The 10844-nt window shown below is 64.9% G+C and carries 7 protein-coding genes; 4 read left to right on the top strand and 3 right to left on the bottom strand.

The features are described from left to right. Position 1: 1 nt before the first annotated feature. Positions 2-277: a metal/formaldehyde-sensitive transcriptional repressor gene (locus AB5Y68_RS08930; protein WP_041214512.1), complete on the bottom strand. Its 276-nt coding sequence runs from the start codon at positions 275-277 to the stop codon at positions 2-4. Positions 278-348: 71 nt separating this feature from the next. On the opposite strand from AB5Y68_RS08930, the gene dmeF reads away from it, so the two are divergent. Next, a complete protein-coding gene (gene dmeF / locus AB5Y68_RS08925) occupies positions 349-1290 on the top strand; it encodes a CDF family Co(II)/Ni(II) efflux transporter DmeF (RefSeq protein WP_201895089.1) in 942 nt (313 codons plus the stop codon). A gap of 15 nt (positions 1291-1305) precedes the next feature. On the opposite strand, the gene AB5Y68_RS08920 is transcribed toward dmeF, so the two are convergent. Further along, a complete protein-coding gene (locus tag AB5Y68_RS08920) occupies positions 1306-1707 on the bottom strand; it encodes a hypothetical protein (protein ID WP_041211001.1) in 402 nt (133 codons plus the stop codon). Between the two features lie 261 nt (positions 1708-1968). Between AB5Y68_RS08920 and pulA the strand changes: the two genes are divergently transcribed. Further along, positions 1969-6021 carry a pullulanase-type alpha-1,6-glucosidase gene (gene pulA / locus AB5Y68_RS08915; RefSeq protein ID WP_039039471.1) on the top strand — a complete coding sequence of 1351 codons (4053 nt, stop codon included), beginning with the start codon at positions 1969-1971 and terminating at the stop codon, positions 6019-6021. Positions 6022-6214: 193 nt separating this feature from the next. On the opposite strand, the gene AB5Y68_RS08910 is transcribed toward pulA, so the two are convergent. After that, positions 6215-8644: a zinc/cadmium/mercury/lead-transporting ATPase gene (locus AB5Y68_RS08910; RefSeq protein WP_039039472.1), complete on the bottom strand. Its 2430-nt coding sequence runs from the start codon at positions 8642-8644 to the stop codon at positions 6215-6217. Between the two features lie 254 nt (positions 8645-8898). Here AB5Y68_RS08910 and tpx point away from each other — a divergent pair, with 254 nt between their 5' ends. Further along, positions 8899-9399, top strand: a complete 501-nt coding sequence (gene tpx, locus AB5Y68_RS08905; protein WP_010672853.1) for a thiol peroxidase — start codon at positions 8899-8901, stop codon at positions 9397-9399. 146 nt (positions 9400-9545) lie between these two features. Continuing rightward, the gene (locus AB5Y68_RS08900; protein WP_039039473.1) at positions 9546-10766 is read left to right on the top strand and encodes a DEAD/DEAH box helicase; all 1221 of its coding nucleotides are present in this window, start codon (positions 9546-9548) and stop codon (positions 10764-10766) included. Positions 10767-10844 lie beyond the last annotated feature (78 nt).

Here is a 10844-nt window from a genome sequence, read left to right as displayed (position 1 = left end):
CTTATTTCAGATAGGAACGCAGTACCCTCACCACCTGATCCAGATCCTCCAGCCGCTCGGCATGGGTCGCCTCCTCGGCGCCAAGATGCTCGCGCATGTGTCCCTCCAGCACCTCCAGCATCAGGCCGTTGACGGCGCCGCGGATGGCGGCGATCTGCTGCAGGATGGCGGCGCAGTCTGTTTCCTGTTCCAGAGCGCTCTCCAGGGCACCGGTCTGCCCCTTGATGCGCCTGACCCGTGCCAGCAGCTTCTTCTTGTCGTGAACCGTGTGTGACATCCAGGATCCTCTCGATCAATAAAACTATACTGGGGTATAGTATGTAGCATCCTTGTTTTCAGGAGAAATCCATGCCATCCCTCGCTTCATCCCACTGCCACCACCCCGTCGTCCACGAAGGGAATCCCCTGGCCGAACAGAAGACCCGCTGGGCCGTGCTGCTCACCGTCGTCATGATGGTGGCGGAGATCGGTGGGGGTTGGTTCTACAACTCCATGGCGCTGCTGGCCGATGGCTGGCACATGAGCTCCCATGCCCTGGCCCTCGGCCTCTCGGTGCTGGCCTATCGCGCTGCCCGCCACTTCGCGCGGGATCACAGGTTCAGCTTCGGTACCTGGAAGATAGAGGTGCTGGGGGGCTTCAGCAGCGCCCTGCTGCTGGTGGGGGTGGCGGGATTGATGCTGTTCGAGTCGGTGGCCAGGTTGCTGGACCCCAGCCCCATCCATTATCAGCAGGCGATCGGCATTGCCCTGCTGGGCCTGCTGGTGAATCTGGCCTGTGCCTGGCTGCTCAGGGACGATCACGGCCATCACCATGGTCACGACCACCATCACGGTCATCACGACCACTCGCACGATCACCACCACGGCCATCAGGATCTCAACCTGCGCGCCGCCTACCTCCACGTGCTGGCGGACGCGGCCACCTCGGTTCTGGCGATTCTGGCGCTGGTGGGAGGCATGTTGTGGGGGGCGGACTGGCTGGATCCCCTGATGGGCATCGCCGGGGCCGTGCTGGTGGCGGTGTGGGCCAGGGGGCTGCTGCGTGATACCGGGCGCGTCTTGCTGGATGCGGAGATGGATGCGCCCCTGGTGGACGAGATCCGCGAGGTGATCGCCGAGCTGCCTGACGCCGAGATCCGCGATCTGCACGTCTGGCGGGTGGGGCAGACGCAGTATGCCGCCGCGATGTCGTTGCAGATGGCGACCCCGGTCCCGGCACAGGCGATCCGCGAGCGCCTCGCCATCCACGAGGAGCTGGTGCACCTGACCATCGAAGTGTCTGCCGACTGACACCCCTGGCGGGTGTCAGCGGGGAGGCTCGCTCCCCTGATCCTGCCAGAGGGAGCCCAGCATCAGCCTCAGCAGCAGTCCCGGCGGGTCGTCGAGCAGGCGGCCCGGCTCCAGCAGCAGGTGCCCGTCGGCATGAAAGCCCAGGCTGGCGTGAACCTTGCCTTCCTCGCCACACACCTGGAGGAGGCCGTTTAGGGAACCCCCCTCGCCGGGTTGACAGCGCAGCCGCAGTTCCCGTGGTTCCCCCAGCAGGGTGAAGGCGCGGGCGAGGGGCGGGCTCTCTTCATAATCCGGCCAGTTGAAGAAGTGATAGCGTTCGGCGAGCACGCCGGCCTGCTGGCAGAACTGATCGAACAACTGGGCAATGCCCTGATACTCCTGGTCCAGCCGCCTGGCCTGCTCCTCAATCCGTTTCATCACCCAGCCCCCTCTATCCATTTGATTGGACATTGATTTCGTCACTCGCTCCCCTCTTCACGCTGGTATGGGCCGAAAGCGGTGCCAGGTCTGTGAGCGCGATCGAATTTTCGTTATGAAAACGTTATCTTGTTGATGCGGATTGGTTTTTTTTGCCCATCCGCTCACATTTACGGCAATTCCCGCTGATTAATATGGCACCGCTCGGCAATGACCGGGTACTCGGATATCGAGACTAACTACAGCGGGAATTATAAAAAAATGGATATGAAAAAGACCAAAGTGGCGCTGGTAACAGCCTCACTGCTCGCGCTTTTGTCAGGCTGTAACGACAACAGTTCTTCTGCTCCTGCCCCTCAGGATGAGCCCGTCGCTCGTCTTCCCAACGTCCAGCCCCCGGCCGAACTGCTGACGGCCGGCCCCGACGAAGCGGTCATCGCCCTGGTGGATACCCAGACCAGCGCGGCGCGCGGTGTCACCGGCCCGTTCGCCAGCCACAGCCTGCACCTGTGGAACAACGATGCCTGCAACTCGACCTCGGAGGGCGGCCTCAACACAGGTTGGGATGACAAGAGCAAGACGCCGTCCGCGGCGGACAGTTTTGGTCCGGCCTGGGTCGTACCGCTCTCCAAGATGGAAGGCTGCATCAACTTCATCGCCCGCAACGGCGATCTCGCGAACCTGACCGGCAGCGACATGAAGGTGGTCTTCAGCGATCACCCGGATCGCACCGTGGCCATCGTCGCCGGCAAGAACGAGATCTTCGGCAGCCGGGCGGAAGCCTTCACCGCCGCTTTCGGCGTGGCGGGGGCCAGTGCCCACCTCATCGACGACAACACCCTGATTTGGCAAGGGGGCAAGGACAAGCCCTATGTGCGCCTCTACTACACAGAGTCAGGCACCATCACCGCAAACAGCGAGGGTGTATTCGATTTCCCCTACCTCAAGCTGACTCCGACCAGCCTGACCGAAGAGCAGCAGGCCAAATACCCGCACCTCAAGGATGCCGCCGCCTTCGCCCTGCCTGCGGGGAAAGATCTCAAGCCTCTGCTCAAGGGTGAGCTGGTCGCCATCGGGACCGATGCGGACGGTATCCTGCAGGGGGCGACCCTGGTGCAGAGTGCCGGTGCCCTCGATGCCCTTTACAGCGAAGCGGCCACCAAGCTGGCCTACGGCGCCGTGGTGGAGGGGGGCAATGTCACCTTCCGGCTCTGGGCGCCGACCGCCAAGTCGGTCAAGCTGGCGCTGTTCGACGAGCAACACAAGTCGCTTGGCGAGCGCGCCATGACCCTGGACGAGGCCAGCGGCAGTTGGAGCGTGCAGGGGGGCAGCGATCTTGTCGGCAAATACTACCGCTACGACATCCAGGTCTATCACCCGGTCAGCCGCAAGCTGGAATCCTATCAGGTGACCGACCCCTACTCCCTGAGCCTGGCGATGAACTCCGAGTTCAGCCAGGTGGTGGATCTCGACGATCCGGCCCTCAAGCCGGAAGGCTGGGACAGCCTGAAGGCGCCCCACAGCCAGAAGAACCCTGCCGACATCACCATCTATGAGGCCCACGTCCGGGATCTGACCGGCAACGACGAGTCGACGCCGGTGGAGCACCGCGGCAAGTTCCTCGGGCTGACCGACAGCGACAGCGTGCCCGTCACCCACCTGAAATCCCTGGCCAAGAGCGGCGTCAGCCACCTGCACCTGCTGCCGGTGTTCGACATCGCCACCGTCAACGAGGACCCGGCCAAGGTGGCCAACATCGGCGATGACTTCAGCAAGCTGTGCGAGGTCAATCCCGAGGTCAAGAACTCCAGGTTTGCCAGCCACTGTGGTGGCGGCGAGACCATCGAAGCCGTGCTCGGTGATCTGCAAGCCAGCGACAGCAAGGAGAACCCCGTGGTGCAGGAGCTGTACGGCTACCTGCGCGGGGTGGACTCCTTCAACTGGGGCTATGACCCCTACCACTACACCACCCCGGAAGGCTCCTACGCCACCAATGCGGAGGGGACGACCCGGATCAAGGAGTTCCGCGAGATGGTGCAGGCCATCAAGCAGAACATCGGCATGAACGTGGTGATGGACGTGGTCTACAACCACACCAACGAAGCGGGTCTCGGTTCCAAATCCGTGCTCGACAAGATTGTGCCCTGGTACTACCAGCGCCTCAATCCGGAGACCGGTTCGGTGGAAAACTCCACCTGCTGCTCCAACACGGCGCCGGAACACGCCATGTTCGCCAAGCTGATGGATGACTCCCTGGTCACCTGGGCACGGGACTACAAGATCGATGCCTTCCGCTTCGACCTCATGGGCCATCACCCGAAAGATCAGATGGTGCAGGCCCTGGCCGAGGTGAAGAAGGTCAATCCGGACATGTACTTCTACGGCGAGGGTTGGAACTTCGGCGAGGTACAGGATGACAAGCGGTTCGTGCAGGCGACCCAGAAGCATCTGGCCGGTACCGGCATCGGCTCCTTCTCCGACCGGCTGCGTGACGCGGTGCGCGGGGGCAGCCCGTTCGACGGCGGCGAAGCCATTCGCAAGACCCAGGGCTTTGGCAACGGCGCCCTGGTGGATGCCAACGAGCTGGACGGCGTCGATCTCGCCACCGCCCTGCATCAGTCCGATCTGGTGCGCCTCGGCATGGCGGGCAACCTCAAGGAGTTCGTGCTGACCGACAAGGACGGCATTCCGAAGAAAGGCTCCGACATCGACTACAACGGTCAACCGGCGGGCTATGCCCAGGATCCGACCGAAATCCAGAACTATGTCGACAAGCACGACAACCAGACCCTGTTCGACAACCTGGCGTACAAGGCACCCGCCGGGGCCGACCTGGTGCGGATGCAGGGGGTCTCTCTGGCGACTGCCATGCTGGGTCAGGGCATTCCTTTCACCCACGCGGGTGTCGAACTGCTGCGCTCCAAGTCCATGGAGCGGGACAGCTACGACTCCGGTGACTGGTACAACCGGGTCGATTACACCCTTGGCGACAACAACTTCGACAAGGGCTTGCCGCGCAAGGACAAGGACGAGGCCAACTACGAGCTGATCGAGCAGGTGCTCGGCCAGCACGCCAAGCCGGGTTCGGCCGAGATGCATCAGATGGTGAACTTCTACCAGGAGCTCTCCGAACTGCGTCAATCCTCTCGTCTGCTGCGTCTTGGCAGCGGCGCCGAGGTGATCAAGCGGGTCGACTTCCGCAACACCGGCCCTGAGCAGATCCCGGGTCTCATCGTGATGAGTGTGGATGACGGGGTGGGCGCCGGTGCGGATCTGGATCCGGCCATCGACGGCCTGGTGGTGATGATCAACGCCACCAATCAGCCCCAGAGCATCGGCGATTTCCGTGACGGCAAGGATCAGCCCATCGATCTGACCGGCATGGTCCTGAGCGGTGCCCACCGTGACTCCGACAGCATCGCGAGCGGGGCGGCCAATGACAGCGGTCAGCTGACCCTTGGCGCCTGGTCGGCGGCGGTGTTCGTCAAGCCGCAGAGCGGTGCCCAGGGCGCGGGGCTGCCGGTGAGCAAGAAGACGGATCTGAGCACCTTGCCTCCCTTCGGTGACACCGAGGTGTTCGTGCGCGGTTTCCTGAATCAGTGGGATCCGGTCAACAAGATGAACTTCAGTGGCAACTTCACCTATGAGTTCACCACCGAGGTGACGGCGGATCAGCTGGGGTCGACCCAGGTGAAGATCGCTGGCAACGAGTGGAGCGGCCCCGTCAATTACGGCAAGTGCAGCGATACCGACCAGCTTGCGACCGGCCAGGTCAATACGCTCTGTGCCAATGGCGGGGATCTGCCGTTCAACGTGGAGAAGGCTGGCACCTACAAGTTTGTCTTCACCGCCATGAACAAGGACAAGCCCACCCTGAGCGTCAGCTACACCGAACCGGCGCAGAGCTGCAAGGTGCTGGATACCGTCGCGGGCAATCCGCTCGGCTTCCCGCTCTATGTGCGCGGCAGTCTGAGCGACTGGAACGCCCAGCCGGCCTACCAGCTGAGCTACAAGGGGATGGAAGGCAACCTCGCCATCTATCAGGCCGCCTTCAACTACGCGGGCAGCTTTGACTTCAAGTTTGCCAACGACGATGGCAACTGGAGCAAGCAGTTCTTCGTGAAGGATGCCGGTGGCACCCTGATCGCACTGGAGCCCGAGCAGGTTTACCCGCTCCAGCACGGCGACGGTGGCATGGGCAACAACAGCATCACGCTGGAACAGGGTCTGTGGAGCTTCCTGGTGAAGGTTGACCCGACCCAGACTTCCGGCGAGGTGGGCAGCGTCATCATCCAGGAGTGCAGCGCCAAGTAAGTCTTTCCCATCGAGCCCGGGGTTGGCTCGGCAGCCCCGGGTTGAATTCCGCCTCGCCAAGGGCGGGATAACACCGAGAGAGTAAGCAAAGCGCGACTGCCGACCGGCAGCCGCGCTTTTTCTTTGCTGTGGGCGAGGCAATAAAAAAGCCGCCCCGTTGGGGCGGCTGTTGGTTGTACCGTTAACGGTCGGCCTAGCGTTTTCGCAGCAGGCGCAGGGCGTTGGCGGTGACCAGGGCGGTGGCGCCGGTGTCGGCCAGCACCGCAATCCACAGGCCGGTGATGCCGAGCAGGCTGGTGACCAGGAAGATGGCCTTGAGCCCCAGGGCCAGCGCGATGTTCTGGTGGATGTTGGCCAGCGCCGAGCGGGAGAGCCGGATCATGGCGGCGACCCCGCCGAGCTGGTTGTGGGTCAGGGCCGCATCGGCGGTCTCCAGCGCCACGTCGGTGCCACCTCCCATGGCGATGCCGATGCTGGCCCGCTTCATGGCCGGGGCGTCGTTGATGCCGTCGCCGATCATCGCGACTTTCTGGCTGAGGCCGAGCTTGGCGATCTCATCGACCTTGCCCTCCGGCAGCAGGCCGGCGCGCCAGCCCATGCCGAGCTCGCCGGCGATCGCCTCGGCGGCGCGGGGGTTGTCACCGGTCAGCATGATGCTCTTGAGACCAAGCTCGCTCAGCTCTTGCAGCGCCGCAGCCGCCTCCAGCCGGATCTGGTCGCGCAGGGCCAGCAGGGCGGCCGGGGCGACGTCAGGCTGACCGAGTACCACCACTGTCTTGCCTTGCTGCTCCAGGGTGGCGACCCGGGCCTGCATCGCCGCATCCAGGGTGGCGACCCGGCTCGGTGCCAGCAACTGCCAGAGGGTACCGTCGATGCGACCCTCTACCCCCATGCCGGGCAGGGCGCGCAGATCCTGGGCGGCGGCGAGGTTGAGGCCCCGTTCACTGGCCGCCGTCACCACGGCGCGGGCCAGCGGGTGGTGGGAGCCCTGTTCGATGGCGGCCGCCAGTGCCAGCAGGTCGGCCTCAGGCTGGCCATTGAGGCTCACCAGTTCGGTCAGCTGCGGCTTGCCCAGGGTCAGGGTGCCGGTCTTGTCAAAGGCCAGAGTATCGATGTGGGCGAGGCGCTCCAGCGCGGCGCCCCCCTTGATGAGGGCACCCTGCCGGGTGGCTGCCGCCAGGGCGGAGGTGACCGCCGCCGGGGTGGAGATGACCAGGGCGCAGGGGCAGCCGATCAGCAGCAGCGCCAGCCCGCGATAGACCCACTCGTCCCAGCTCTGGCCGAAGGCGAGCGGCGGTACCAGCACCACCAGCAGGGCAACCAGCATCATGGCCGGGGTATACCAGCGGCTGAAGCGGTCGATGAAGCGCTCGATGGGCGCGCGCTGGGTCTCGGCCTCCTCGATGAGATGCAGAATGCGGTCGATGGCGTTGTTGCCGGGCTCGGACACCACCTCGAGGCGCAGCACCCGATCCGCCGCCAGGCTGCCGGCGGGCACCTTGTCACCCTGACGGCGCTCCACCGGGATGGATTCGCCGGTCAGGGCGCTCTCGTCAAAGGCGCCGAGGGGGTCGAGCAGGCGGGCATCGGCGGCCAGGCGGGCGCCCGGGGCGATTTCGATGGTGTCGCCGGGGCGCAGCTGGTCGGCAGCGACCTCTTCGCGCACCTCGCCCTCGGCAGTGGTGCGGATGCGCAGCGCCTTGTCGGGCACCAGCGCCATCAGGGCGGTGACCCCGGCGCGGGCGCGGCCGGCGGCGTAGGCCTCCAGATGTTCCCCCAGCATGAACAGCAGCAGCACCATGGCCGCTTCGGCGGTTTCGCCGAGGAAGAGGGCCCCCACGGCGGCGACCGTCATCAGGGTCTCGATGGCGAAGGGGGAGCCGCTCTTGGTCAGCGCCCACGCCTTGCGGGAGATGGGCCACAGCCCCCAGAGGGTGGCCAGGGTAAAGAGCGGCTGACCGAGCTGGTTCGGCAGCAGGGCCGCCATCCCCATCAAGCCGGCGAGCGACAGGGGCTGCCAATACTTGGTGAGCAGGTTGCTGACCCTCTGCATCAGCGGGCTGCGGCCCGGTTCGCTGCGAGCCGTGTTCTGAGCGCCTCCTTTGAGCTGGAAGCCGGCGGCCAGCACGGCGGCGGTAACGGGGTCGGGGGAGAGGCCGGGGGCCAGATCCACCACCAGCTTCTCGGTGGCAAACAGCACCCGAGCCTGCTGTACGCCCTCCACCCGGCTGACGGCGGTCTCTATCTTGCGTGCACAGCTGGGACAATCCATGCCCAGCACCTGCCAGCTATGGCGGCGGCTGTTCTGCTCGGGGGTAGCCAGCGGCGGCTCGGTCGCGGCGGCCGTGTGGGCGTGCCCCTGCTCATGATGATCGTGGTCGTGGTCGTGGTCGTGGGCTGTGTCGGTGGCGCAAGCGCCTCTGGGGGGCTCTTCATCCCCCGGGCCGTCTGCGCCACTTTGCCCCTGATGATCGTGGCGGGTCGGGTTGGCGACACCACTGGCCTGTGCCCCGTTGTCGCAGCAGTGGCTGGTGTGGCTGTGCCCGGCCTGTGGGGTGGCGGCCTTGCTGACGGCCTTGATGGGGGCAGCGGCGTGTTGATGGCTGCAGCAGGATTTGCTCATGATGCGTTCCTCTTGAGGGATCCCGCCCCTGCGGGATCCTGGATGACTGAGCCGAGTGTAAACCTTGGTGTAAAGTCCAAGGTCAAGTCCTCTTCTCCTCTTTGTCCGGGACCATGACAGTGGCCGCTGATCTGCCCCTGGAGCTGGAGGGACGCAAAGGGATGCCAAATCCCTTTCATTAGCGGGTGTTTGTCATCCCGTGGCGGGCCTATACTGGGGACCCTGGATCCCACATCAATCATCAAGGACCTAACATGAGCAATACCGTCACCCTGCAAGGCAACCCCGTCTCCGTCTCCGGCCACTTCCCCGTTGCCGGTGAGCAGGCCAAGCCCTTCTCCCTGGTTGCTGGCGATCTGTCCGATGCGACCCTGGCGACCTTCGCCGGCAAGCGCAAGATCCTGAACATCTTCCCGAGCGTCGACACCCCGACCTGCGCCACTTCCGTGCGCAAGTTCAACGAGCAGGCAAGCGCCCTGAACAACACCGTCGTGCTGTGCATCTCCGCCGACCTACCGTTCGCCCAGGCCCGTTTCTGCGGCGCCGAGGGTCTGGACAAGGTGGTGAACCTCTCCACCCTGCGTGGTGTCTCCTTCCTGCAGGACTACGGCGTGGCCTTCTCCTCCGGCCCGCTGGTGGGTCTGGCTGCCCGTGCCATCGTGGTACTGGATGAGCACGACAAGGTGCTGCACAGCGAGCTGGTGGCCGAAGTCGCCGACGAGCCAAACTACGCCGCCGCCCTGGCCGTTCTGTAAGTCGCGCCACAGGCTGATTGCCTGACGGCCTGCCCCGTTTACACGGGGCAGGCCGTTTTTATTGCGCTCCCGAACCTTTTACTTATGGGGTGGGTCTGGCTAGACTTCGCCTCCACATCCTCGTTCAGCCTGTATCTGCGATCCCCATGACGTTTGACGAACTCGCCCTTGCCCCCGCCCTGTTGCCCCTGCTGCCCGCAGCGCTGGAAAAACCGACCCCCATTCAGCAGCTAGCCATTCCTGCTGCCTTGTCAGGACGGGATCTGCTTGCCCTGGCCAGGACCGGCAGTGGCAAGACCCTGGCATTCGGCCTGCCGCTGCTGCAAAGGCTGGACGCAGCCAGTGACCGGGTACAGGGATTGGTACTGGTCCCCACCCGGGAGCTGGCAAGCCAGGTGAGCGCCGCCCTGCAGGAGATTGCCGACGGGTTGGGGGTGCGCCTTCTGACCCTGTGTGGCGGGGTGGCCCAGGAGTGGCAGGAGCGGGAACTGGCTCTCGGCCCCCAACTGCTGGTGGCGACCCCCGGACGGTTGCGGGACTTGCTGGCCCAGCAGACGCTGGGACTGGGTGCTCTGCGCATGCTGGTGCTGGATGAGGCGGATCGCCTGCTGGAGATGGGGTTCTGGCCCGATATCCAGTGGCTGATGAAGGCGATGCCGGAGGCGCGGCAGCTGATGCTCTTCTCCGCCACCTTGCCGATCGAACTGGAGAGCCTGGCCTCGGGCCTGCTGCAGGATCCGGTGCGCATCGAGGCCGAGCCGCTCAACAGCCTGGTGAGCGACATCAAGGAGCGGCTCTATCTGGTCAACAGGAGCAGCAAGGTGCCTGCGCTGATCACCCTGCTGGAGGCCGGAGAGTGGCCCCAGGTGCTGGTCTTCATCAGTGCCAGGGACGACGCGGACGGGGTGGCCAAGAAACTCGCCAGGGCTGGCATGACGGTGGCAGCCCTGCACGGAAACAAGGATCAGGCCGTGCGGGAGCAGGCGCTGGCGGATTTCAAGGAGGGCAGGGTGCGGGTGCTGGTGGCCACGGACCTGATGGCGCGTGGCATCCACGTGGAGGCATTGCCCGTGGTGATCAATCTGGATCTGCCGCACCATGCCCCCGTCTACGTGCATCGTATCGGTCGTACCGCCCGTGCCGGACAGAGCGGTCTGGCCATCTCCCTTACCTGCCACGGGGATGGGGACGCGCTCGAGGGGATCCGGGCCCTGACCGGTCGGCCCCTGCCCCTGGCGGCGCTGGCAGGTTTCCCGGTGACCGACAAACCCGCCAGCGGGGAGAGCAAACGGGCGCCAAGAGACAAGCAGGCGAACCGTCGCACCCAGGGCAAGCGCAGCATCAAGCAGTTCAAGGGCAAATCCTGAGACGGACTTCTTGCCCCCGGCGGGAGCCTGTCGTCGTGAAGGAGAGGAGAGATCGGCAGCGCGCCCGGGGGCGCGCCA

The sequence above is a fragment of the Aeromonas sp. R6-1 genome, from assembly GCF_040908165.1.
Taxonomy (GTDB): Bacteria; Pseudomonadota; Gammaproteobacteria; order Enterobacterales; family Aeromonadaceae; genus Aeromonas; species Aeromonas caviae.
This window is presented reverse-complemented; position numbering and strand designations above follow the sequence as displayed.